The following is a 24,057-nucleotide window of genomic DNA, read 5'->3' as shown; positions in this document are numbered from 1 at the left end:
GTGGTTCGGTGCCGCTGGTGGGTTTTGGGCACAGACGTGGCGGCTGCCTCCTGGGTCAGGCTGTTGGGCGTGTGATTGCGGCTGCTGTTGCGCACAGTTCTGGGAGGGTGCCGGCGAAGGTCGGGAGTAGCTGGAGAGCTACGGCCCAGGCTTCGGGGTCGGGGCCCAGGTGTGCGGTGGTCAGTGTGGCTGCTTGTGTGTGGAGTTGCCGGCGGTCGGGCTTTTGCTCTGCGGAGTTGAGGGCGTGGCGGAGGTGGGAGAGGGCCCGGCGTGCGGGGGCGGCGTGGGTCAGGATGTCTTCGGGGGTGAGTGTGCCGTTCCGGAGGGCGATTTGGGGCCATGCGGTGCTGTGGCGGTCCAGCTCCGGGGTGTTCGGCAGGAGGGCCAGCAGTAGTTCGCGTGGGCAGTCCGTGCGTTCCGCGAGGTCCTGGGCCACGCTGGGGGTCAGGCTGCCGGAGCGGTACGCCACGATCAGCTCGGGCCAGGGGAGCGGGATGCCGTCGCCGGTGAGTTTGTGCGGCTGGCTGCCGTCGTAGCCCGGCGCCTTGTTGAGGAACTCCAGCAGTTTCTCCGGGTCCTCCTCGGCGGCCAGGCGGGCGCGCAGCCGGTCGAGGCCGTCCGGGAGGTCGAGGAGCTTCTCGGTCTGCCGGCGGAGGGTGACCGGGAGGCGGTCCAGCGCCAGGATCTCGCGGACCGCGTCGGGGCCGCCGCGCTGCCATACGGCCACCAGGAGCCGCAGCCGGGCCGCGGGTATCCGCAGCTTCAGCCGCCCGATGAGCGTGCGCGCCACGCCCAGGTCACCGGAGTCCAGGCCGGCGATGAGCCAGTGACGGTAGTGGCCGAGGTTGGTCTCCCGCAGGACATGGAGCAGTTCGTCGGGGACGGGGCGGGTGCCGCCGCCGCGCAGCCGCCCGGCGAGCATCCGCACCCGTTCCTGCTGGTCGATGCGGCAGTGGAAGAACAGGTTGGCGTCCACCCGGGGTTCGTCGAGGTCGAGGAGGTACGCCAGCCTCTCGGGGGAGAGGGACGGGGTGGCGGCCTGGGCGGCCTGTGCCGCCACGCCGTGGGCGGCGATGACCGCCTCCCGGACGGCCGGTGCCGGATCGCCGTATACCAGGAGGTGCTGCACGGCGCGGGCGTCGAAGTGCGGGACGACGGCGATCTGGGCCTCTTCGGAGGCGCACTGGAACAGGTTCAGGAACGCGGCGCGGGACGCCTCGGGGGGAGTGGCCGGGAACACCGCCTCCAGGGGGCGTGGCCAGCTGGTGTTGCGCTTCTGGCGGGAGGCGGCCGAGGCGGCGTCGTCGATGAGCTCGGCGACACTGCCCCGGGCCCGGCCCATCCGGGCGTAGCAGGTCAGCCAGTTGACCGGGTCGGTGCCGAGCCGGTCGAGCAGCCCGGCGAGGGCCTTACGGGTCGGCTCGTGGTCGTAGGGCAGCGAGCCGAGCACCTCCACCGCCGGTGTCACCTCCGCCAGCAGGCGGTCCACCGGCAGCCGGCCCGTACGGAGACCGCGCCCGAGGGCGTCGTCGAAAGGCACCTTGCCGGCCGCCGCCTCGGGCCCCACCAGCGCCTCGAACGGCAGCTCGGCGGCGACCCGCGCGGTGGTCCAGGGGCTGGCGCGGAAGCACTCCATGACGAGGTCGTCCGGGCAGCCTTCCCACCGGGTGAGCTGCAGCAGGCGGTTGCCGTTGTGGCGGCCGTAGCCGTGCGACGGCTCGGTCTCGAAGGGCAGGCGGGCGTGCTCGCGGCGGACCAGTTCCCAGTCCAGGGCGGCGGGTCGGGGACCCGGGTGGCTGCCCTCACGGAGCATCATCAGGGCCCGCAGCGCGTCGGGGTCGGTCCATTCGCCGGCCGGCCGCCGCTCCCTCAGGAAGGACTCCGGGTCGTCGTCGGCCGCGGCCTCCCGCATCAGGTCCAGCAGCTCCGGGCGCCCGAGGTCGAAGTCCTCGATCCGCTCGACACCGTCGGCGAAGGCCAGCAGCCCCTTGGCGCCCGCGAGTTGCACCAGGGCGATACAGGCGTCGAGGGCGACCGGCATCGGGAGGAACCGGGCCACCTGGACCAGGGTGAAGGAGATCAGCTGGGGGAACGGGCCGGTCAGGACGGGAAGCAGCTCCATGCGGCCGGCCTCCTCCTGGAGCAGCGGGAGGAGACCGTCCTCGGCCTCCCAGCGCGGGTCCGTGGTGTCGGCGGCGCGCAGAATCGCCGGCAGCAGGTCCGGCAGGTCCCTCGCGCGCCTGGTCCGGTCCGGAGCGATGCGGTAGCGCGCCCGCCACACCGCGCGGGCGATCACCGGATCGCCGGTCTCCGCCGCCCGCAGCAAGAACGCCTCGGGATCGGCTTCCAGCGCGGCCCGCAGCGCCGCTCCGCCCGGCCCGGTCAGGGTCTCCACCATCTCCTCCGGCAGCCCGAACCGGTCGGTCAGCGCGGCCAGCAGCTCCGGGCGCAGCCGCTCGGCGAGCGCATCGGCGGTGTCCGGCGCGGCGAGCCGCAGGGCCGGACGGAGCTGGGTGGCGGAGCGGTGGTTCACGTGCGGGAGTCCCTTCGCGGGGCGGGCGGGCGGCCGTCCGCGGAACGGCACCGGGCCCTTCCGCAGCATGAAGATCGTGGCACGGCCCACTGACAACGCGACGGTGCGCCGGACGTGCCCCAGGGGCCGTCCGGCGCACCGCCGTTCACACTCGGAGGACCGGCCCGGCCGGCCGTCCCGTCAGATCAGCTCGGCTGCCAGCGTGATGTTCTTGACGCCCGCCAGCGCCTGGCTCACCGGGCAGTTGGCCTTGGCGTCCTGGGCCGCCGCCTGGAAGTCCTCCTCGGACAGGCCGGGGACACGGGCCTTGACGGTCAGGGCGATGCCGGTGATGCCCTCACCGGGCTGGAAGGTGACATCGGCCTGGGTGTCCAGGGCCTCGACGGTGTACCCCTTGCCGGCCAGGCCGTGCGAGAAGGCCATCGAGTAGCAGGAGGAGTGGGCCGCGGCGATCAGCTCCTCGGGGCTGGTGACGCCGTTGGGCTGCTCCGCGCGGGCGGGCCAGTTCACGTCGTACGTACCGACCTTGGAGGACTCCAGGGCGACGGTGCCCTTGCCCTCCAGGAGGTTGCCTTCCCAGTGGGTCTTGGCGGTGCGCGTGGTTGCCATGGTGCAGAACTCCCGGTTGTGGGCGAAAGGGATCACCGCCCAGCTTAATGATCCGGCGGCCCGGCGCCCGGCCGATCCGCGGGCGTGCCCGCCGCGGGGCCGGGCCCGGGCGGGCGCGGCCGCGCGGCGGGGGCCGGGTGGACGCTCCGGTGCGGCCCGCCCGGTAGCATCCGAGGCCGTGCGCACCGTGCGCCGGACGGATGACCTGGGAGGAGCCACCCGTGGCGGGAGAACCGCAGGCCGACTGCCTGTTCTGCAAGATCGTGGCGAGGGAGGTGCCGGCGACCATCGTCCGGGAGACGGAGACCACGGTCGCTTTCCGCGACATCAACCCCCAGGCGCCGACCCATGTCCTGATCGTCCCCAAGGTGCACTACCAGGACGCCGCGGCCCTCGCCGCCGCCGAACCGCAGATCATCGCCGACATACTGCGGGAATCCCGGGAGGTCGCCGCCGAGGAGAAGGTGGAGGACCGGGGCTACCGGGTCGTCTTCAACACCGGCGCGGGCGCGGGCCAGACCGTCTTCCACGCGCACCTGCACGTGCTCGGCGGCCGCGGCCTCCAGTGGCCTCCCGGATAACCGACCGTGTCCGTACGTGAATTGGTGGTCCTCGGCACCGCCAGCCAGGTGCCCACCCGGCACCGCAACCACAACGGCTATCTGCTGCGCTGGGACGGCCAGGGGCTGCTCTTCGACCCCGGCGAGGGCACCCAGCGCCAGATGCTGCGGGCCGGGGTCGCCGCGCACGACCTGAACCGGATCTGCATCACGCACTTCCACGGTGACCACTCGCTCGGCCTGGCCGGTGTGATCCAGCGGATCAACCTCGACCGGGTGCCGCACCCGGTCACCGCCCACTACCCGGCCAGCGGGCAGCACTTCTTCGACCGGCTGCGCTATGCCACCGCCTACCGGGAGACGGTCCGGCTGGTCCAGCGGCCGGTCGCCGTCGACGGTGAGCTGGAGCGCTCGCCGGCGTACGTCCTGGAGGCGCGCAAGCTCTCCCACCCGGTCGAGTCGTACGGCTACCGCCTCGTCGAGCCGGACACCCGCCGGATGCTGCCGGACCGGCTGGCGGAGCACGGTATCGCCGGGCCGGACATCGGGCGGCTCAAGCAGCTCGGTGAGCTGAACGGCGTCACCCTCGACGAGGTGAGCGAGCGGCGGCGGGGCCAGCGGTTCGCGTTCGTCATGGACACCCGGCTGTGCCCCGGGGTCCATGCGCTCGCCGAGGGGGCGGACATGCTCGTGATCGAGTCGACGTTCCTGGATGAGGACGTCCAGCTGGCCGTGGACCACGGGCATCTGACCGCCGGGCAGGCCGCGGAGGTGGCTACACAGGCCGGTGTGCGGCATCTCGTGCTGACGCACTTCTCGCAGCGCTACGACGACCCCACGGAGTTCGAGCGGCAGGCCCGCGCGGCGGGGTACACCGGCGAACTGACCATCGCCCAGGACCTGTCGCGGGTGCCGCTGCCCACACGGCGCTGAGGGCGGCGGGCCGGGGCGTGACGCCGCCCGGTCCGGCCCCCGTGGGACCGGAGCCGTGAGCCGCCGCCTACGGCAGGTAGTACATCGGGTTGGGCATCTTGAACGTCCGGTCCGCGGCACCGCCGCGCAGATCGCTGTACTGGTCCCCGAAGCTGGCGACGATGTTGTAGCCGAGGGACTCGATGTGCTTGCGGGTGCCCGACTTGTACTCGATGGTCGTGCAGGTGGAGCCGCAGGGCAGGTAGGCCGGCGGGTGCTCCTTGTCCTTCAGGTAGACGTGCCGCCGGTCCAGGGGCATGCCGTAGCCGACGTTCTTGAGGTTGCGGACGCTCCAGGCGCGCTGCGCCTCCTTGCGGCCGGTGAGGAAGAAGACCTCGGCACCCTTGTCGTGCGCCCAGTTGACCAGCCGGTCCATGCCGAAGACCGGGTCCATGTCGGTGCCGGCCAGGTACTTGTCCTGGCTCTCCTCGGTGAAGTGGAAGCCCACCTGGAGCTCGTAGTTGTAGGTGAGCAGGGTGGTGTCGTCGATGTCGAGCACGATGGCCGGCTTGGCCTTCTTGCCCGTACGGTCGTGCCGCGCGAGGGCCTTCGACAGATAGGTGCGGGCCTTGGCCTCGATGCCGCGGACCTGATGTGCGTAGTTGCTGCGCGGGGAGGCGTAGTGCTCGCCGTCCGCCGTCACCGTGTCGCCGTAGTACGCCTTGATCTTGTCCTGCACCTGCGTGAGGTTCGGGATCTCCTTGTCGGTGCGCGGTACGGAGTGTTCGGCGGTGGCCTGGCCGATGCCGAAGACGGCGGTGCCGGCGACGAGGGCGGCGACCGTGGTGGCGCCGAGGCGGGCCCTGCGGGAGAGGGCGGGGCGGAAACGGGCGGTACGGGGCATGCGCGGCTCCTCCGGGAGACATGAGCGGACCCCGTAGGTCTAACAGAGCCTCACATCCGTATCTACGCGCGCAGATTCAACCCTTGGTAAAAGCTGACCGCGGTGCGGGAATTGACGATCACTGTGCGGGATCCCTAACCTCCCACTCCATCCGTAGACGTCATCTACATAGGAAAACTGCCCTCGGCTTGGTAGGAGCTTCTGGATGACCGGTGCCCGGCACGGCCTCACCCTTACCGAGGTCCGGCTCACCCCGGTCCTGGTGGCCGATCCGCCGCTGCTGAACACGCAGGGCGTCCACCAGCCGTACACCCCACGGCTGATCATCGAGGTGACCACCGAGAGCGGCGCCACCGGGCTCGGCGAGACCTACGGGGACACCGCTTACCTGGCCCTGGCCCAGTCGCTGGCCGGTGCGCTGATCGGCCGGTCGGTCACGGATCTGAACGGACTGCCCGAGCTGGCCGCCGAGGTGTGCGGGGACCCGCCGGGCGCGACCGGCGCCGGGGCCGTGGACGTCGGCGGGCTGCGTGGCGTCCGGACCGCCGGAAAGCTGCGGCTCTCCGTCCTCTCCGGCTTCGAGGTCGCCTGCCTGGACGCCTGGGGCCGGGCCACCGGACTGCCCGTACACGCCCTGCTCGGCGGCAAGGTCCGCGACCGGGTGGAATTCAGCGCCTACCTCTTCTACCGCTGGGCCGAACACCCCGGCGGCCACGGCGAACACGACGACTGGGGCGCGGCGCTCGACCCCGCCGGTGTCGTCGCCCAGGCCCGCCGGTTCGCCGACACCCACGGCTTCACCTCCTTCAAGCTCAAGGGCGGCGTCTTCCCGCCCGACGAGGAGATCGCCGCGGTCCGGGCGCTGGCCGCCGAGTTCCCCGGACGGCCGCTGCGCCTGGACCCCAACGGCGCCTGGAGCGTGCCGACTTCCTGCCGGGTCGCGGACGAGCTGGCGGACGTCCTGGAGTATCTGGAGGACCCGACGAGCGGCACGGCAGGGATGGCGGAGGTGGCGGCCGCCCTGCGCGGAGCGGCCGCCACCTCCGGACGGGCGGGCCTCCCGCTGGCCACGAACATGTGCGTGACGACCTTCGACGAGATCGCCGAGGCGTTCGCCCGGGACGCCGTCCAGATCGTGCTCGCCGACCACCACTACTGGGGCGGGTTGCGTAACACCCGGGAACTCGCCGCCGTCTGCCGCACCTTCGGCGTCGGCCTGTCCATGCACTCCAACACCCACCTGGGCATCAGTCTCGCCGCGATGACCCAGGTCGCGGCGACCGTGCCGCACCTCGACCACGCCTGCGACAGCCACTACCCCTGGCAGACCGAGGACGTCCTCACCGAGCGGATCGGCTTCCGCGACGGCCGGGTGGACGTCAGCGACGCCCCCGGCCTCGGCATCACCCTCGACCGCGACCGGCTCGCCGCACTGCACCGCCGTTGGCAGGCCGACGACGGCGGACTGCACGACCGTGATGACGAGGCTGCCATGCGGCACGCGGACCCCGGCTGGGTCACCCCGGCCACGCCGCGCTGGTGACCCCGGGGGCCCGCGGCCGGCGCCCCCGGGGGCAGAGATCACGGACCCGGCCGTGGTCCTGTGCGCGGTGGCCCGGCACGCGTACGGTGAGGCACGGATCGGTGGCGGTGCGCCACAGTGGTCCCCGTAAGTGATCTTTGAAAGGGGCTGTCCCGATGGCACAGGAAGTGCGCGGCGTGATTGCGCCGGGGAAGAACGAACCGGTCCGGCTGGAGACCATCCTGGTGCCGGACCCGGGTCCCGGCGAGGCCGTGGTGGAGATCCAGACGTGCGGGGTGTGCCACACCGATCTGCACTACAAGCAGGGCGGCATCAACGACGACTTCCCGTTCCTGCTCGGGCACGAGGCGGCCGGTGTGGTGGAGTCGGTCGGCTCCGGCGTCACCGATGTGGCGCCCGGCGATTTCGTCATCCTCAACTGGCGGGCGGTGTGCGGACAGTGCCGGGCGTGTCTGCGCGGCCGCCCCCAGTACTGCTTCGACACCCACAACGCCCGGCAGAAGATGACGCTGAAGGACGGCACGGAGCTGAGTCCCGCGCTGGGCATCGGCGCCTTCGCCGACAAGACGCTGGTCGCCGCCGGACAGTGCACCAAGGTCAACCCCGAGATCGCGCCCGCGGCGGCCGGTCTGCTGGGCTGCGGCGTCATGGCGGGCATGGGCGCCGCGCTCAACACCGGCGGCGTCGCACGCGGCGACGCGGTCGCGGTCATCGGCTGCGGCGGGGTCGGCGACGCGGCCGTGATGGGCGCCCGGCTGGCCGGCGCGGCCAAGATCATCGCGGTGGACATCGACGACCGCAAGCTGGAGACCGCCCGCTCCATGGGCGCCACCCACACCGTCAACTCCCGCTCCACCGACCCCGTCGAGGCGATCCGCGAGCTGACCGGCGGCTTCGGCGCGGACGTCGTCATCGAGGCGGTCGGCCACCCGGAGACCTACCGGCAGGCGTTCTACGCCCGTGACCTGGCCGGAACCGTCGTCCTGGTGGGCGTCCCCACCCCGGAGATGACCCTGGAACTCCCCCTCCTGGACGTCTTCGGCCGCGGCGGCGCCCTCAAGTCCTCCTGGTACGGCGACTGCCTGCCCTCCCGCGACTTCCCGATGCTGGTCGATCTCCATCTCCAGGGCCGGATCGACCTGGGGGCGTTCGTCACCGAGACCATCGGCATCGAGGACGTCGAGCAGGCCTTCGCGCGGATGCACGCGGGCGACGTGCTGCGTTCGGTGGTGACCCTCTGATGGCGGCCCGCATCGACCACCTCGTCACCTCCGGCACCTTCTCCCTCGACGGCGGCACCTGGGACGTCGACAACAACGTCTGGATCGTCGGCGACGACGACGAGGCGATCGTCATCGACGCCGCCCATGACGCCGACGCCATCGTCGAGGCCCTCGGCGGCCGGACGCTGCGCGCCATCATCTGCACCCATGGGCACAACGACCACATCGACGCCGCCCCGGCGCTCGCCTCGCGCACCGGCGCCCGGATCCATCTGCACCCCGCCGACCTGCCGTTGTGGCAGCTGACCCACCCGGACACCCCACCGGACGCGGAGCTGGCGGACGGCCAGGTGCTGACCATCGCCGGTACGGACCTGACCGTGCTGCACACCCCGGGCCACGCCCCCGGCGGGGTCTGCCTCCACGCGCCCGACCTGGGCACCGTCTTCACCGGCGACACCCTCTTCCAGGGCGGCCCCGGCGCCACCGGCCGGTCCTTCTCGGACTTCCCGACGATCGTCGCCTCGATCCGGGACCGGCTGCTGACGCTGCCCCCGGAGACGGAGGTCCGCACCGGACACGGCGATCCGACGACCATCGGGGCGGAGGCCCCGCACCTGGAGGAGTGGATCAAACGGGGGCACTAGAACGGCGGGCCCCAGAGCGCGTCCGCAGGGATCGCGGGAAGGCCGCTGCCCCGGTGTGTCACACCGGGGCAGCGGCCTTCTTGACGCGAGGTCGGCGGGACGAGTCCTCGCCGGGGGAGAGCGGTCAGCGGTTGAAAATGGGCATGATGGCCTTGCTGTCGTCGCACCACACCTCGTGGTACCCGTTCGCCTGGGCGTACGGGAGTTCCTTCGCTTCGCACTCCGCCTTCGAGGGGTACTTCTCGGCGCCAATGGGGACCCAGCCATCGCCGGGGGGCGGGGCGGCGAAGGCGGCGGTGGAGGTCAGCGGGATGGCGACCGCTGCGGCACCGACCGCGAGACCGACACCGATTCGAGTACGCCACGACTTCATGGTGATCTCCTTACTTGTTTTGCACGTTCTGAGCTGGTCGGGCTCAGAGAGTTCCCGGCTGATGTCCAGGGCGGCGCCCAGGTGGTCAGCCGATGGGGTTCACGAAAGTGCCCGGGTGGGTGGCGCTGCGCTGGTCGACGAGCGTGCCCCAGGGCCACTTGATGGTGATCGACTTGGTCTCGTTGGGCGGCGTGACGTCCGCGAAGGCGGGCTGGTAGAAGCCCTCTTCTTCCTTCGTCAGGGCCACGTTGATGGTGAAGTCGGTGCTGTCGCCGGGCGCCAGGGTGATCGAGCTGTGCTTGGCCGACGAGCGGGCCAGCGACCAGCGCTCGCCGCCGTTCTCGGACTTGAGGTCCACGCCCGGGAAGCCGCCGATCTTGCAGGTGCGGCTGCCCTTGTTGGTCAGCACGACACTGGTGGTCGTCGAGCCGCCCGCGTCCGGGTCCGGGACCGCGTCCTCACCCGTCGCGAACGCCGCCTTCAGACCGGAGGTGTGACAGCGTTCGACGCCCGAGCCCGACCCGCCACTTCCGGCGGCGTTCGTGCCGGGCTTCTTGGCCCCGGCGCCCGCCTTGGCGTCGGTCTTGGCGTCCGTCTTGGCACCGGGGTCCGCCTGAGCGCCGGAGCCCTGCTCCTTGGCGTCGGAGCCCGTGCCGCTGGACTCGACGGCCATGCCCGAATCCGACTGGCCCGCGGGCCCCGTGTTGGCCTCCGAACCGGAGCAGGCGGTCAGCGTCAGGCCGGCGGCCGCGGTCAGGGCCGCCACGGCGATCCGCAGGCTTCGGCGACGGACGGTGCGGGCAGTGGTGTTGGCGCTCATTTCGGGTCCCCCAGGACGGTCGGTGTGTCGCTGTTTCCTCGGTACGACCACCACTCTGCTCGGGGCCACTAGCGCAAGGCTGCCGCCCCGCTAACGTCCGGCTAACTCGGGCGTGAGCAGGGGAAATGTCCCTGGGAGAGCCTGAAGAACGAGGCTGCGGCGGCTGGTTCGGAAACCGGGGACCGCTGGGGGGATGCCTTAGGGGAGGGGCGAACACTTCCCGTAGGGGGTGCGGGCGCCCCCTCGGGGCCACAACGCGGCGGGGGCCAGGGGTATTCCGTCGCTCATCCCTCCCCCGCAGCCCGCGGCGGTGGGGTGGAGGGGTGTTCCGCGATCCGCGTGCGCCCTCATGAAGGGTATTCGGGGGCCCGCCCACACCCCCCAATTCGATACACTGTTCGAGCCGCATGGCGCCGGACCAGCGTCATGTCGAGCCGTCAATTCCTGTCCGTGACCGGGCAGTTCGACTCAACTTCCTCTGGGGGAATGCACATCATGCGCGGAGTAAGCCGCTCGCTGGCCTTGGCCGTCACCACGGTCGCCGTCGCCGGGATCACGTTCGCCGGGGTCGCGCCGGCCGGTGCGGTGTCTGCCGGCGCCGCTGCCACGAGCGGGCGCAACTGCGAGAAGGAGTACCTGACGCCCGCCCGCAAGGCCGAGCGTCAGACCGACGAGTATCAGGTGGCCATCGCGAAGGAGCAGGCCAAGGCCCACCCGGACACGGTGAAGATCAGGCGGTACGACGCAATGGCGTCGGAGTCGGCCCGCAAGGCCGCGGTCCTCCGGGAGGAATACAAGCGGTGCACCAACTCCTGAGGTCTGCCCGGTCGTTCGGGTAACCCCTTCGGCTCCTGTCGTCGGCGGGGGAGGGGCAGGGGCCGTCCCTACCCCTCCCCGGCCGCCCGCTGCAGGATGCGGGCGGCCACCGTCGGGGAGTCCACCAGGGGGTGCAGGGCCAGGGCCCGTAGCGCGGCGGTGCGGTCCTTGAAGAGCGCGGCCTCCACCGTTGCCCGTTCCACCGCCTTGACCTGCAGCATCAGGCCCAGCTGGTCCTCCCGCAGCGGTGCGCAGGGCAGTGGCCGGGCGCCCTGTGCGGTCACCTCGCACACCGTCTCCACGATCGCGTCCGGCGCCAGTTGCGGCACGGTCGTCCCGTTGCGGACATTGAGGATCAGCCGGGTGCCGCCGCCGCCCAGGATGCCGTGCATCAGCGCCAGCGCCACCCGGTCGTAGCCGCCGCCCTCCAGATCGTGGCTGTCGCGCTGCCAGCCGCCACTGGCCTCCCGGCTGTGCGCCATATACGTCTCCTCGCGCTCCAGCCGGGTCCGCTCCCACAGGGCGTACACCGCGTCCGGGCCGCCGGCCGCCGCGGCCCGTTCGAAGAAGCCGCCCTGCTGCTGGTCGAGGAACTCGCCGCGGGTCTCCCTGGTGTCCTGTACGGAGTCGAGGGTCTCGCGGCGGAAGTAGTAGTAGTGCAGATACTCGTTCGGGAGCGCGCCCAGGGTCCGCAGCCAGTCCCCGCCGAACAGCCGGCCCTCCTCGAAGGAGCCCAGCGCGTCCTCGTCGGCGAGCAGCCCCGGCAGCAGATCCGTGCCGTCCAGCGTCAACGACCGCAGCCAGCCGAGGTGGTTGAGCCCCACATAGTCGTAACCGGTCCGGTCCGGGTCCGCGCCGGCCGCCCGCGCCGCGCGGCGCACCAGCCCCACCGGCGAATCGCAGATCCCGATGACGCGGTCGCCGAGCACCTGGGACATCGCCTCGGTGACCATGCCCGCGGGGTTGGTGAAGTTGATGACCCAGGCCTCCGGGGCGAGCGCCGCGACCCGCTCGGCGATGTGCAGCGCCACCGGGATCGTCCGCAGGCCGTAGAGGACACCGCCCGCGCCGACCGTCTCCTGGCCGAGCACGCCCTCGGACAGCGGGATGCGTTCGTCCCGCACCCGGCCCGCCGTGCCGCCCACCCGGATCGCCGAGAAGACGAAACCGGCGCCGGCCAGCGCCTCGTCCAGCCCCTCCGCGACCCGTACGGGCACCGGCGCCGGATGCCCCTGCGCCAGCCGCGCCAGGACCTCGGCGATCACCGCCACCCGGCGCGGATCGGTGTCGTGCAGCACCACCTCGGAGACGGCGCGTCCCGGGTCGTCCAGCAGGGCGCGGTAGACCAGCGGCACCCGGAAACCGCCCCCGCCCAGAATCGTGAGCCTCATGGGGCGGAACGTACCGCAGCATCAGGCACACTGGCGGCACGTGCAGATACGAGAGGGGAGAGCACGGTGAGCAGCCGACGCGATGACCTTCCGCCCGTGGGCCCGGCCGCCGTGCCCGCGGCCCTCGATCCGCTGGCCGGTGTGCGCGCCGACGGCGATCCGCGCACCGACGTCTACCTCACCGGCTCGGTCTTCCTGGACATCATCTTCACCGGCCTGGACTCCGCCCCGGTCCGCGGCACCGAGTCCTGGGCCCGCGGGATGGGCTCCAGTCCCGGCGGCGTCGCCAACATGGCCACCGCCCTGGCCCGGCTCGGGCTGCGCACCTCGCTCGCCGCGGCCTTCGGCGACGACCACTACGGCGAGTACTGCTGGGAGGTGCTCGAACAGGGCGAGGGCATCGACCTGGCGCTGTCCCGCACCGTCCCCGGCTGGCACTCCCCGGTCACCGTCTCCATGGCGTACGAGGGCGAACGCACGATGGTGTCGCACGGCCACGAGGCGCCGCCGCCCGATTTCGCCTTCGACGGCAAGCACGCCCCCGGCTGCCCGCCGCCGTCCCGCGCCTGCATCGCCTCGCTGGTTCCGGGCCGGCGGGAGCCCTGGCTGGGCTGCGCGGCGGGCCGCGGCAGCCGCATCTTCGCGGACGTGGGCTGGGACGACAGCGGCCGCTGGGACCCGGCCGACCTCGCCGACCTGGAGCACTGCGAGGCGTTCCTGCCCAACGCCGAGGAGGCGATGCGCTACACCCGCACGGACTGCCCGCGTGCCGCCGCCCGCGAGCTCGCCGACCGGGTGCCGCTCGCGGTGGTCACGCTGGGTTCGGAGGGCGCCTACGCGGTGGACGGCCGGACCGGCGAGAGCGCCGAGGTGCCCGCGATCGCCGTGGAGGCGCTGGACCCGACCGGCGCCGGCGATGTCTTCGTCGCCGGATTCGTCACCGGCACCCTCGCGGACTGGCCGCTCACCGACCGGCTCGCCTTCGCGGGGCTGTCCGCCGCGCTGTCCGTGCAGGAATTCGGCGGCTCGCTGTCCGCGCCGGGCTGGGCGGAGATCGCCGCCTGGTGGCAGCAGGTGCGGGCCTATGAGGCGGGCGCACCGGGTGTGCTGCGCCGCCAGTACGCCTTCCTGGACGAGGTGCTGCCCGCGGCGTACCGGCCGGCGCCACTGGCCCGCGCCGTCCCCACCATCGGCTTCCGCCGCCCGGCCTGAGCCGCCGCGGGGCAGGTCGGGCGCGGTCGGCCGCCGCACCGGGAACGGGCGGGGTGCCACCCCCGCCTGCCCCGGCGGGAAAAGCCCTCGGGCCTGTCAGTGCTCCGTCGTACTCTTGTATCCCAAGGAGTCGAGTGCAGGCAGGCACCTCTTATTAGCAAAGGATGGGGGTTGAGCAGGCCACCGAGCCGCCTTATGACTCAGACACCCACGCAACCGCAGGCGCGCGCCCAGTTCACCGTCCCGGCCAAGCACCCGATGGTGACGGTCCTGGGATCCGGTGACTCCCTTCTGCGCGTGATCGAAAGAGCTTTCCCGGCGACTGACATCCACGTCCGGGGCAATGAGGTCAGCGCTGTCGGTGACGCCCGGGAAGTGGCTCTCATCCAGCGCCTCTTCGACGAGATGATGCTGGTGCTCCGCACCGGACAACCGATGACGGAGGACGCTGTGGAACGGTCCATCGCCATGCTGCGCGCGGCGGAGGACGGCGAGGGCGCGGTGAGCGAGACCCCCGCCGAGGTGCTCACTCAGAACATCCTCTCCAACCGCGGCCGGACGATCCGGCCCAAGACCCTCAACCAGAAGCGCTATGTCGACGCCATCGACGAGCACACCGTCGTCTTCGGCATCGGCCCGGCCGGCACCGGCAAGACCTACCTCGCCATGGCGAAGGCCGTGCAGGCGCTCCAGGCCAAGCAGGTCAACCGCATCATCCTGACCCGCCCCGCGGTCGAGGCCGGTGAGCGGCTCGGCTTCCTGCCCGGCACGCTCTACGAGAAGATCGACCCCTATCTGCGCCCGCTCTACGACGCGCTGCACGACATGCTCGACCCCGACTCCATCCCGCGCCTGATGGCCGCCGGGACGATCGAGGTCGCGCCGCTGGCGTACATGCGCGGCCGGACCCTGAATGACGCCTTCATCATTCTCGACGAGGCGCAGAACACGAACCCCGAGCAGATGAAGATGTTCCTCACCCGCCTCGGCTTCGAATCGAAGATCGTCATCACCGGCGATGTCACCCAGGTCGACCTCCCGGGCGGCACGAAGAGCGGTCTGCGCCAGGTCCGGGACATCCTGGACGGCGTCGACGATGTGCATTTCTCCCTGCTCACCAGCAAGGACGTGGTCCGGCACAAGCTCGTTGGCCGTATCGTCGACGCCTACGAGAAGTACGACAGCCGCAACGGCACGTGAGCCCGCCGGCCGGCCACCCGGCCGGCCGGGGTACACGACCCGCGGTCCCAGCAACCATCGGGCCGGGCCCGAGAAGCGAGAAGCAACCCTCCCCATGTCCATCGACGTCAACAACGAGTCCGGCACCGAGATCGACGAGCAGGCCATCCTGGATGTCGCCCGCTATGCCGTCGCCCGGATGCGCATCCACCCGCTCTCCGAGCTGTCCGTGATCGTCGTCGACGCCGAGGCCATGGAGCAGCTCCACATCCAGTGGATGGACCTGCCGGGGCCGACCGATGTCATGTCCTTCCCCATGGACGAGCTGCGTCCGCCGGCCAAGGACGACGAGGAGCCCCCGCAGGGCCTCCTCGGTGACATCGTGCTCTGCCCGGAGGTCGCCAAGAAGCAGGGCGAGGAGGCGCCGACCGGGCACAGCATGGACGAGGAGCTCCAGCTGCTGACCGTCCACGGGGTCCTCCACCTCCTCGGCTACGACCACGAGGAGCCGGACGAGAAGGCCGAGATGTTCGGTCTCCAGGCGGCGATCGTTGACGGCTGGCGCGCCGAGCGGGGCCTGACCGGCCCCTCTCCGGCCCCCACCGTGACCTGACGGGACAGCCGATGACCACCCAGCTGATCGCGGTCGCGGTCCTGCTCGTCGTGATCGCCTGGCTCGCAGCCTGCGCGGAGGCCGGGCTGGCCCGGACGACCAGCTTCCGGGCCGAGGAAGCCGTCCGCTCCGGCCGCCGCGGCAGCGCCCGGCTCGCCGCCGTCGCCGCCGACCCCACCCGCTATCTCAATGTCGCCCTGCTGGTGCGGGTCGGCTGCGAGATGGCCGCCGGGGTCCTGGTGACGTACGCCTGTCTGCGTTCCTTCGACGCGACCTGGGAGGCGCTGACCGTCGCCATCGCGGTGATGGTGCTGGTCTCCTATGTCGCCGTCGGCGTCTCACCGCGGACGATCGGCCGCCAGCACCCGCTGAACACCGCGACCGCCGCCGCCTACGTCCTGCTGCCGCTGGCCCGCATCATGGGCCCCATCCCGCAGCTGCTGATCCTCCTCGGCAACGCCCTGACCCCCGGCAAGGGCTTCCGCAAGGGCCCGTTCGCCTCCGAGGCCGAGCTGCGCTCCCTGGTGGACCTCGCGGAGAAGGAGTCGCTGATCGAGGACGAGGAGCGCCGGATGGTGCACTCCGTCTTCCAGCTCGGCGACACCCTCGTCCGCGAGGTGATGGTGCCGCGTACGGATCTGGTCGCCGTCGAGCGGTTCAAGACCATCCGCCAGGCGCTGACCCTCGCCCTGCGCTCCGGCTTCTCCCGTATCCCGGTGACCGGCGAGAACGAGGACGACATCGTCGGCGTCGTCTACCTCAAGGACCTGGCCCGCAAGGTCCACATCAGCCGCGACGCGGAGTCCGAGCTGGTTTCCACGGCCATGCGCCCCGCCGTTTTCGTTCCCGACACCAAGAATGCCGGTGATCTGCTGCGGGAAATGCAGCAGGACCGCAATCATGTCGCGGTGGTGATCGATGAATACGGCGGCACCGCCGGCATTGTCACCATCGAGGACATTCTGGAAGAGATCGTCGGCGAGATCACCGATGAATACGACCGGGAACTGCCGCCCGTCGAGGATCTCGGCGACGGCCGCTATCGCGTCACCTCCCGGCTGGACATCGGCGACCTCGGTGAGCTGTACGGCCTGGCCGAGCTGGACGACGAGGACGTCGAAACCGTCGGCGGACTGCTCGCCAAGCTCCTCGGCCGGGTCCCGATCGCCGGTGCCACCGCCGAGGTCGACCTCTCCGGCGACGCCTCCGACCCGGCGCTGAAGGCGCTGCGGCTGACCGCGGAATCCCCGGCCGGCCGCCGCAACAAGATCATTACGGTGCTGTGCGAGCCGGTGCGGCCGGCGGGTGCGAGCGCCACCGAGGAATCGGCGGCGGGCGGTCGCACCGCCGGCTGAACATCCGCGGAATTCGCCGCGTAATTCCTGGTACTGCCGGGAATAAAACCCGCTGCCGCCTCCCGCGCGGCTACTTATCTCCAGTGCAGCAGAAATGTTCTGCAAGCCATATCCGGGGAAGCTGGATTCCGCGGCAGGCGCCATGGAAAGATCTTCAAGCGGTCGCCGACGGTGACCGCAATGCGTGAGAAATCCTGTAGCGCAGGTTGCCCCGGGGCGGGGGACCGGGGCAACCACCTTCTTCCTCAGCCGCGGCGCGCCGGACGCACCGTCCGCAGCCCGGCCGCCACCAGCAGCGCGACCACCGCGAGCAGCGCCGCGTCCAGGCCCAGCGCCAGCTTGATGCCGCCCAGAGTGGCCTGGGCGAAGCCGCTGCCGTCCGCCCGCAGTCCGGCGATATGCGCCGAGGCGACCGCGCTCAGCAGCGGAATGCCGAGGGTGATGCCCACCTGCTGCGAGCTGGTGACCAGCCCGGTGGCCAGGCCCTGTTCGGCGTCCGGCACCCCGGAGGTCGCGGTCACGCCGTACGAGATGATCGCCCACAGATGGCCGAGGCTGCCGAGGGCCACCCCGGTCAGGGCCAGCCACAGGCCCGTGCCGGCGCCCAGCCTCAGCAGCGCGGCCGTGAAACCCGCCTGGATCAGCAGCCCGGTCAGCAGGGTGCGGTGGGCACCGAACCGGCCGATGACCTTCGGGGCGACGAGGCCGGCGAACGCCGAGACCACGCCCTGCACCCCGAACACCAGGCCCGTGTGGAAGGGGGACAGCCGCAGCACTTCCTGGAGGTAGAGCGTCAGCAGGAAGACGACGGTGCTCATCATCGCGAAGGTCGTCAGGCCCGCCAGATTGCCCCAGGCCACGGTCCGGCGGCGCAGCATCGGCAGCGACACCAGCGGCTGCGCGGCCCGCGACTCCACCACCACGAACGCGGCCAGCAGCCCCACCCCCGCGAGCAGCGTCACCAGCACGTCCGGGCGGCCGAAGCCCTGCTCGGCGGCGGTCGACAGGCCGTAGATCAGCGACAGCAGCCCGCCGGTGACGGTGACCGCGCCGGGCACGTCGATCCGCGGCCGCTCGGGATGCCGCGACTCGGCCAGCAGCAGCGGCGCGCCCACCAGGACGGCCACCCCGGCCACGGACAGCAGGCCCATGGTGGAGCGCCAGCCCAGCGCATCGGTCAGCACCCCGCCCAGCACCATGCCGATGGTGAAGCCCATCGAGAGCACGGTGCCGCTGATGCCGAGCGCGCGTGCACGCTGCGGGCCCTCGGCGAAGGTGGTGGTGAGCAGCGACATCCCGGTGGGCACGATGACCGCCGCGCCCAGGCCCTGAAGCGCCCGCCCGGCCAGGAAGACCGCCGGGGACCAGGCCAGCGCGGCCAGCACCGAGGCCGCGGTGAACAGTCCGAGCCCGATGAGGAACAGCCGGCGCCGCCCGAAGAGATCGGCGATCCGGCCGGACAGCAGCAGGAAACCGCCCGAGGGCAGGGCGAACGCGGTGACCGCCCACTGGAGATCGGCCTGGTCCATCCCCAGGTCCCGGCCGAGCACCGGTAGCGCCACATTCAGGATGGAGAAGTCCAGCGCGATGATGAACTGCGCGCCGCACAGGAGCAGCAGGATGAGCTGGGCGCGCCGGGTCATCCGCGCGGCGGCGGGCGCGGCGTGCGGGGCGGCGACGGGCGCGGGGGCGGCGCCCGTCGGTGTATCAGGAGCAACGGTGCTGTCGGTTATCGGCATAGGACGAGGCTGCGGCCCCGGAACACCGCGTGGGGAGCGGGAACTTATCGTGGTGTCCGCACCACCAGCCACGCCGAACAGGGGGAGAACGTGGCCACGAACACAGCCAACCCGGACACCGCGCGCCGCCGCCAGGACCTGCGCGACTTCCTCCGCAGCCGTCGCGCCCGGGTCACCCCCGCCGAGGCGGGCCTGCCCGACGGCGGCCGCCGCCGCACCCCGGGCCTGCGCCGCGAGGAGGTCGCCGTCCTCGCCGGGGTCGGCGCGTCCTGGTACCAGTGGCTGGAGCAGGGCCGGGACATCACCGTCTCGCCGCAGGTGCTGGACTCGGTCGCCCGGGTCCTGCGGCTCAGCGGCGCCGAGCGCCGGCATCTGTACGTCCTGGCCGGGCTGAACCCCCCGTTGCGGCAGGACGCCGAGGAACTGGGCCGCACCGATGTGTCCGCGGGCCTCCAGCGGCTGATCGACGCCTGGATGCCGTCCCCGGCGCACATCATGGACCCCTACTGGAACGTCGTCTCCTACAACGACGCGGCGGGGCTGGTGCTCGGCCACGGCCGGCCCGGGGTCTCGCCGAACTGCCTGATCGCCTTCTTCACCGACCCCGTCTACCGTGCGCGGGCGGTGAGCTGGGAGGCGAACGCCCCCTCGGTGGTGGCGGAGTACCGCGCCGCGTGGTCGGCGCGGCCCGGCGACGAGGGCTTCGACGAGGTGGTCCGCGAGGCCACCGCGTGCAGCGAGGAGTTCGCCGCGCTGTGGGGGCGCGGCGATGTGCAGGACGGCGGCCAGCGGCAGAAGGAGCTGCACCATCCGCTGGTCGGGGCGCTGTTCTTCGAGGTCACCCAGCTGCGGCTGCCGGCCCGTCCCGATCTCAATGTCGTGCTGCACAATCCGCTTCCGGAGAAGGACACCGCGGACAAGATGGCGTGGCTCACCTCTCCGGAGGGCCGGCGCGGCGGGATGTCCTCGGTCGCGGGCTGACGGCCCGGGGCGGCCCGGGGAGCCCCGGGGAGCCCTGCCCGGGGCGGGCGCCCCTTGAGCGGACCGGCCCGTCGCCCCTTGCCACGGTCCTCCGACCGCCCCGCATATGCTCGCCCGTATGAGCGAAGCCGCACCGCTGGACCCCGAAGACCGCAAGATCATCACGCTCGCGCGCTCGGCGCGGGCCCGTAACGGCGTGCCCGAGGGCGCCGCCGTCCGCGACGAGACCGGCCGCACCTATGTCGCCGGCACCGTCGCCCTGGACTCGCTACAGCTCAGCGCGCTCCAGACCGCCGTCGCGATGGCCGTCGCCAGCGGGGCCACGTCCCTGGAGGCCGCGGCCGTGGTGACCGACGCCGAGCGCGCCAGCGACGCCGACCGCGCGGCCGTACGGGACCTCGGCGGCCCCGAGACGCCGGTGCTGCTCGCGGGCCTCGACGGCGCGCTGCGCAGCACCGTCCCGGCGGGCGGGACCCCGGCCTGAGCCGGTCAGCCGTACGACGGCGCGCGGGGCGGCCCACCGGCAGCGGAGGGCCGCCCCGCGCCGTTCGCGCCCCCCGTCGGCCGTCTCCGGACCGCGATGGTCGGAGGCGCGCCCGGGATCGGGGAGAATGGGCGCCATGAGCGTTCGTACCGAGTCCTCCGCCGCGCACCGTGCGGGCTTCGCCTGCTTCGTCGGCCGTCCCAATGCCGGCAAGTCGACCCTGACGAACGCGCTCGTCGGCACGAAGGTGGCCATCACCTCCAACCGCCCGCAGACCACCCGCCACACGGTCCGCGGCATCGTGCACCGCCCCGAGGCCCAGCTGGTCCTCGTCGACACCCCCGGTCTGCACAAGCCGCGCACGCTGCTGGGTGAGCGGCTGAACGATGTCGTGCGCACCACCTGGTCCGAGGTCGACGTGATCGGCTTCTGTCTGCCCGCCGATCAGAAGATCGGCCCCGGCGACCGCTACATCGCCGGTGAGCTGGCCGACATCAAGAAGACCCCCAAGGTCGCCATCGTCACCAAGACCGACCTGGTCGACTCCAAGGCGCTGGCCGCCCAGCTGATCGCCATCGACCAGCTCGGCAAGGAACTGGGCATCGAGTGGGCGGAGATCATCCCGGTCTCGGCGGTCGGTGACACCCAGGTGTCCCTGCTCGCCGACCTGCTGGTCCCGATGCTCCCGGAGAGCCCGCCGCTCTACCCCGAGGGCGACCTCACCGACGAGCCCGAGCAGGTCATGGTCGCCGAGCTGATCCGCGAGGCCGCGCTGGAAGGCGTCCGCGACGAGCTGCCGCACTCCATCGCGGTGGTCGTCGAGGAGATGCTGCCGCGCGAGGACCGCCCGGCCGACAAGCCGCTCCTGGACATTCACGCCAATGTCTACATCGAGCGCCCCAGCCAGAAGGGCATCATCATCGGCCCCAAGGGCAAGCGCCTGAAGGAGGTCGGCATGAAGTCCCGCAAGCACATCGAGGCGCTGCTGGGCACGCCCGTCTTCCTGGATCTGCACGTCAAGGTCGCCAAGGACTGGCAGCGCGACCCGAAGCAGCTGCGCAAGCTGGGCTTCTGACCCACTCCGGGCCAGGGCCCGGCCGACGGCCCTGTGCCAGGCACCGGATCCGGCGACCCGGCTCCTACGCCACGCCCCGGATCCGCCGCACCAGCAGCGCCCCCAGCAGTCCGATCGCCGCCGCGACGCCGTACAGCACCCGGTAGCCGCCGAGGTGCTGCACGATCGGCGCGGCCAGTACCGGGGCGGCCACCTGCGGCAGCGCGTTGGCGATATTGATGACGCCGAGGTCCTTGCCGCGGTCCGCTGCGGCCGGCAGCACCTGCGTCATCAGCGCGAAGTCGACGGACGTGAAGACCCCGAAGCCGACACCCAGCAGCGCCGCGGCACACAGTGCCCCCGGCCAGGTCTGCCACCCGGCCAGCAGCCCGGTCGCCACCGTCATGATCACCCCGGCCCACAGCACGAACGGCTGCCGTCGCCCGATCCGGTCCGACCAGAAGCCGCCGATCACGACCGTCCCGAGCAGGGTCACCGCGTTGACGGCGGTGAGCACCAGCACCCCGCCGTCCGGGTCCGGCCGGTGCAGCACATCCCGCAGGTAATACAGCAGGTACAGCAGGGCCAGCGCGTTGCCGAGGTTGATCAGGAACCGGGTCAGCCAGGCCCACGCCAGATCGGGGTGGCGGCGCGGGCTGATCCGGAACCCGGCGAGCAGGGCCCGCAGGCGCAGCGCCGGACGCCGCCCGGCCGGCAGCGCCGGGTCCCGGTGCAGCAGTACGTACGGGAGAGCGCCCAGCACCGTGAAGCCGGCACAGGCGAGATAGCCCGCGACCACGCCGCCCGCGACCGTCGCCAGCCCCGTCCCGGCCACCACCCCGAGGATCTGCGCGGCCCCCAGCCAGCCGCCCACCGCCCCGCGCTGGCCGTGCGGCACCCGGTCGGGCACCGCCGCCGTGATCGCCGCGAACGCCGCGTTGAGGGTGAGCTGCACCAGACACCACCCCAGCGCCATCCCGACGAGCGTGCCCGCCCCGGCCAGCAGCACCAGCGCCCCGGCCCCGCCCAGCACTCCCGCGAGGACCCACGGGGTGCGCCGCCCGAACCGCGAGGCCGTACGGTCCGACAGCGCCCCGAACAGCGGGTTGGCCACCATCGAGACGACGGCCCCGGCGCCCGTCACCCACGCCAGCACCGACTCCTTCGCGGTGCCCGGCGGCGCGAGTTCCGCGGCCTGGAGGGCGAGCAGGATCTGGAGCGGGCCGTACCAGCCGACCCAGATCGCCCCGTTGGCCAGCGACAGGGCGGCGGTCCACCCGCGTCCGGCCCGCTCCGTCGGCTCTGTGAGCGCCTCCGGAGCGGCGGGGCGGCTCATCCCCGGGCCTGCTCCCGGAGGGCGTCACGCAGCCAGCGGAACGACGCCTTGGGCGTCCGTGCCAGCGTCGCGTAGTCGACGTGCACCAGCCCGAAGCGCCGCGCGTACCCCTCCGCCCATTCGAAGTTGTCCATCAGCGACCACACGAAGTAGCCCCGGACGTCCACCCCGGCTGCCATGGCCTGGTGCAGCGCCCGCAGATGCCCGTCCAGGAACGCGATCCGCTCGCCGTCCTCGATGCCTTCGTAGGAGCACCCGTTCTCGGTGATCACGACGGGTGGCAGCCGGTCGCCGTACCGCTCCTGGAACGACACCAGCAGCTCGGTCAGCGCCTCCGGCACCACCGGCCAGCCGAAGTCGGTCCGCGGATACCCCTCGATCTCCTGGGGCGCGAAGGGCAGTTCGGGCGGCAGCCGGATCCCGCCGAAGTCGCCCGCCGCCGTCCCCTCGGCCCCCGGGGCGCCCACCAGCGTCGGCTGGTAGTAGTTGATCCCGTACCAGTCCAGCGGCTGCGCGATGACCTTCAGGTCCTCGGCGACCGGCCCCGGCAGCAGGGCCGCCAGGTCCTCGTCGGGATACCGCCCCAGCAGCACCGGCTCCGCGAACAGCCGGTTGAGCAGCAGGTCGTAGAGATCGGCCGCCGCGGTGTCCGCCTCCGACGCGCTCGCCGTCCAGGTCGGCCCGTGCGAATTGGCGATCCCGATGCTCGTCGCCCCGCGGGCCCGCAGCGCCTGTACGGCGAGGCCGTGCCCCAGCAGCTGGTGGTGGGCCGCCGGCAGCGCCTCGAACAGCAGCTGCCGCCCCGGCGCGTGCTGCCCCAGCCCGTAGCCCAGCAAGGTCAGTTCGGCCGGTTCGTTGAGGGTGATCCACCGCTCGACCCGGTCCCCGAGCCGCTCCGCCACCACGTCCGCGTACGCCGCGAACTTCTCGGCGGTCTCCCGGACGAGCCACCCGCCGCCCTCCTCCAGCGCCTGCGGAGTGTCCCAGTGGAACAGCGTCGGCACCGGTGCGACCCCGGCCGCCAGCAGCGCGTCCACCAGCCGGTCGTAGAAGTCCAGCCCGGCCTTGCTGACCGCCCCGCTCCCGTCCGGCACCACCCGCGGCCAGGCCACCGAGAAGCGGTACGCCCCGACCCCGAGCTCCTTCAGCAGCGCCACGTCCTCGGGGTACCGGCGGTAGTGATCGGTCGCCACCCGCGGATCCGACCCGTCCTTGATCCGCCCCGCCTCCGCCGCGAACACATCCCACGCGGACCGCCCCCGCCCCCCTTCCGTCACCGCCCCCTCGATCTGCGCGGCGGACGTGGACACCCCCCACACGAAGTCATGGGGGAAGCGGGGCAGGGCAGCGGGCACCGGCTCGGTCGTCATGGACCGGATCTTTGTTACCGCCGGTAACGGTGTCAAGGGGGTGGTGCGGTACGGGAGTTGAGGGGCGGCGGGCGCGGCCCCGCGGACGCCCCCGCGGCGGCGCTAGGCGCCTTCCTTCATCACCTTCGTGATCAGGGAGCGCTGTTCCTTGGTGAGGCGCGGGTCGGAGCAGTAGACCGTCCGGCCGTCGACCGTGATCTGGTAGCTGAAGCCGTCCGGGACCCCTACGGGGGGTTCGGTGCGGGCGGTGGCGACGGCCTCTTTGGCGAGGTCCTGCCAGTCATCGGCGTCGGGGCGGCCCGAGGTGTCGACCTCGGCGCGGCGGTCGACGCCCGCGAAGCCTCCGGTGCGATGGACATGAATGCGCATAACGGACTCCTCCGACGTCTTCGACGGACTCCTA

General features: G+C 72.1%; 23 protein-coding genes. 13 read left to right on the top strand and 10 right to left on the bottom strand.

What is annotated here, in order from left to right:
* Window positions 1–55: 55 nt before the first annotated feature.
* A complete protein-coding gene (locus tag QT196_RS13445) occupies window positions 56–2,533 on the bottom strand; it encodes a hypothetical protein (RefSeq protein WP_290354970.1) in 2,478 nt (825 codons plus the stop codon).
* A gap of 180 nt (window positions 2,534–2,713) precedes the next feature.
* On the bottom strand, window positions 2,714–3,142 hold the full coding sequence (locus QT196_RS13440; protein WP_042155497.1) for an OsmC family protein: 429 nt from the start codon (window positions 3,140–3,142) through the stop codon (window positions 2,714–2,716).
* A gap of 221 nt (window positions 3,143–3,363) precedes the next feature.
* Between QT196_RS13440 and QT196_RS13435 the strand changes: the two genes are divergently transcribed.
* Both QT196_RS13435 and QT196_RS13430 read left to right on the top strand, forming a co-directional pair.
* Window positions 3,364–3,723, top strand: coding sequence for a histidine triad nucleotide-binding protein (locus QT196_RS13435; protein ID WP_290354969.1), 360 nt, complete (start codon window positions 3,364–3,366; stop codon window positions 3,721–3,723).
* A gap of 6 nt (window positions 3,724–3,729) precedes the next feature.
* A complete protein-coding gene (locus QT196_RS13430) occupies window positions 3,730–4,635 on the top strand; it encodes a ribonuclease Z (RefSeq protein ID WP_168479069.1) in 906 nt (301 codons plus the stop codon).
* 67 nt (window positions 4,636–4,702) lie between these two features.
* On the opposite strand, the gene QT196_RS13425 is transcribed toward QT196_RS13430, so the two are convergent.
* On the bottom strand, window positions 4,703–5,518 hold the full coding sequence (locus QT196_RS13425) for an HAD family acid phosphatase (RefSeq protein ID WP_168479068.1): 816 nt from the start codon (window positions 5,516–5,518) through the stop codon (window positions 4,703–4,705).
* Window positions 5,519–5,723: 205 nt separating this feature from the next.
* On the opposite strand from QT196_RS13425, the gene QT196_RS13420 reads away from it, so the two are divergent.
* From QT196_RS13420 to QT196_RS13410, 3 genes are all read left to right on the top strand, one after another.
* Entirely contained in the window at window positions 5,724–7,061 is a 1,338-nt protein-coding gene (locus QT196_RS13420) for a glucarate dehydratase family protein (protein ID WP_290354968.1), read from the top strand.
* 155 nt (window positions 7,062–7,216) lie between these two features.
* Window positions 7,217–8,302 carry an S-(hydroxymethyl)mycothiol dehydrogenase gene (locus tag QT196_RS13415; protein ID WP_290354967.1) on the top strand — a complete coding sequence of 362 codons (1,086 nt, stop codon included), beginning with the start codon at window positions 7,217–7,219 and terminating at the stop codon, window positions 8,300–8,302.
* Complete coding sequence (locus tag QT196_RS13410; RefSeq protein WP_168479065.1) at window positions 8,302–8,931, top strand: MBL fold metallo-hydrolase; 630 nt, start codon at window positions 8,302–8,304, stop codon at window positions 8,929–8,931. The genes QT196_RS13415 and QT196_RS13410 overlap by 1 nt, the downstream gene beginning before the upstream one ends.
* Window positions 8,932–9,055: 124 nt before the next feature.
* Here QT196_RS13410 and QT196_RS13405 read toward each other — a convergent pair whose 3' ends face one another.
* Complete coding sequence (locus QT196_RS13405; protein ID WP_168479064.1) at window positions 9,056–9,304, bottom strand: hypothetical protein; 249 nt, start codon at window positions 9,302–9,304, stop codon at window positions 9,056–9,058.
* Window positions 9,305–9,389: 85 nt separating this feature from the next.
* The gene (locus QT196_RS13400; RefSeq protein WP_168479063.1) at window positions 9,390–10,124 is read right to left on the bottom strand and encodes a DUF4232 domain-containing protein; all 735 of its coding nucleotides are present in this window, start codon (window positions 10,122–10,124) and stop codon (window positions 9,390–9,392) included.
* A 495-nt stretch (window positions 10,125–10,619) separates the two neighbouring features.
* On the opposite strand from QT196_RS13400, the gene QT196_RS13395 reads away from it, so the two are divergent.
* Window positions 10,620–10,940 carry a hypothetical protein gene (locus tag QT196_RS13395; RefSeq protein ID WP_168479062.1) on the top strand — a complete coding sequence of 107 codons (321 nt, stop codon included), beginning with the start codon at window positions 10,620–10,622 and terminating at the stop codon, window positions 10,938–10,940.
* 68 nt (window positions 10,941–11,008) lie between these two features.
* Here the strand turns inward: QT196_RS13395 and QT196_RS13390 are convergent, their stop codons facing one another.
* Window positions 11,009–12,331, bottom strand: coding sequence for a 6-phospho-beta-glucosidase (locus tag QT196_RS13390; protein ID WP_290354966.1), 1,323 nt, complete (start codon window positions 12,329–12,331; stop codon window positions 11,009–11,011).
* A gap of 66 nt (window positions 12,332–12,397) precedes the next feature.
* Between QT196_RS13390 and QT196_RS13385 the strand changes: the two genes are divergently transcribed.
* The 4 genes from QT196_RS13385 to QT196_RS13370 all read left to right on the top strand — a co-directional run bounded on the left by QT196_RS13385 (window position 12,398) and on the right by QT196_RS13370 (window position 16,690).
* Window positions 12,398–13,543 carry a PfkB family carbohydrate kinase gene (locus QT196_RS13385; RefSeq protein ID WP_168479060.1) on the top strand — a complete coding sequence of 382 codons (1,146 nt, stop codon included), beginning with the start codon at window positions 12,398–12,400 and terminating at the stop codon, window positions 13,541–13,543.
* Window positions 13,544–13,738: 195 nt separating this feature from the next.
* The gene (locus tag QT196_RS13380; protein ID WP_168479059.1) at window positions 13,739–14,743 is read left to right on the top strand and encodes a PhoH family protein; all 1,005 of its coding nucleotides are present in this window, start codon (window positions 13,739–13,741) and stop codon (window positions 14,741–14,743) included.
* A 94-nt stretch (window positions 14,744–14,837) separates the two neighbouring features.
* Window positions 14,838–15,335, top strand: coding sequence for an rRNA maturation RNase YbeY (ybeY, locus tag QT196_RS13375; protein WP_085927059.1), 498 nt, complete (start codon window positions 14,838–14,840; stop codon window positions 15,333–15,335).
* A gap of 11 nt (window positions 15,336–15,346) precedes the next feature.
* Window positions 15,347–16,690, top strand: coding sequence for a hemolysin family protein (locus tag QT196_RS13370; protein WP_168479058.1), 1,344 nt, complete (start codon window positions 15,347–15,349; stop codon window positions 16,688–16,690).
* 245 nt (window positions 16,691–16,935) lie between these two features.
* Here QT196_RS13370 and QT196_RS13365 read toward each other — a convergent pair whose 3' ends face one another.
* The gene (locus QT196_RS13365) at window positions 16,936–18,429 is read right to left on the bottom strand and encodes an MFS transporter (RefSeq protein ID WP_290354965.1); all 1,494 of its coding nucleotides are present in this window, start codon (window positions 18,427–18,429) and stop codon (window positions 16,936–16,938) included.
* A gap of 90 nt (window positions 18,430–18,519) precedes the next feature.
* Between QT196_RS13365 and QT196_RS13360 the strand changes: the two genes are divergently transcribed.
* From QT196_RS13360 to era, 3 genes are all read left to right on the top strand, one after another.
* Window positions 18,520–19,410 (top strand): helix-turn-helix transcriptional regulator, encoded by an 891-nt coding sequence (locus tag QT196_RS13360; RefSeq protein WP_168479056.1) that lies wholly within the window; start codon window positions 18,520–18,522, stop codon window positions 19,408–19,410.
* 118 nt (window positions 19,411–19,528) lie between these two features.
* Complete coding sequence (locus QT196_RS13355) at window positions 19,529–19,894, top strand: cytidine deaminase (protein ID WP_168479055.1); 366 nt, start codon at window positions 19,529–19,531, stop codon at window positions 19,892–19,894.
* Between the two features lie 136 nt (window positions 19,895–20,030).
* Window positions 20,031–20,969, top strand: coding sequence for a GTPase Era (era, locus tag QT196_RS13350; protein WP_026169382.1), 939 nt, complete (start codon window positions 20,031–20,033; stop codon window positions 20,967–20,969).
* A 64-nt stretch (window positions 20,970–21,033) separates the two neighbouring features.
* On the opposite strand, the gene QT196_RS13345 is transcribed toward era, so the two are convergent.
* The 3 genes from QT196_RS13345 to QT196_RS13335 form a co-directional block, all read right to left on the bottom strand.
* The gene (locus tag QT196_RS13345) at window positions 21,034–22,284 is read right to left on the bottom strand and encodes an MFS transporter (protein ID WP_290354964.1); all 1,251 of its coding nucleotides are present in this window, start codon (window positions 22,282–22,284) and stop codon (window positions 21,034–21,036) included.
* Window positions 22,281–23,654, bottom strand: coding sequence for a GH1 family beta-glucosidase (locus QT196_RS13340; protein ID WP_168479053.1), 1,374 nt, complete (start codon window positions 23,652–23,654; stop codon window positions 22,281–22,283). Before QT196_RS13340 ends, QT196_RS13345 begins: the two co-directional genes overlap by 4 nt.
* 102 nt (window positions 23,655–23,756) lie before the next feature.
* On the bottom strand, window positions 23,757–24,023 hold the full coding sequence (locus QT196_RS13335; RefSeq protein WP_168479052.1) for a protealysin inhibitor emfourin: 267 nt from the start codon (window positions 24,021–24,023) through the stop codon (window positions 23,757–23,759).
* Window positions 24,024–24,057 lie beyond the last annotated feature (34 nt).

The sequence above is a fragment of the Streptomyces sp. P9-2B-2 genome, from assembly GCF_030406865.1.
Taxonomy (GTDB): domain Bacteria; phylum Actinomycetota; class Actinomycetes; order Streptomycetales; family Streptomycetaceae; genus Streptomyces; species Streptomyces platensis.
The sequence above is the reverse complement of the archived record's forward strand: the minus strand, read 5'-3'. Positions and strand labels throughout refer to the sequence as shown.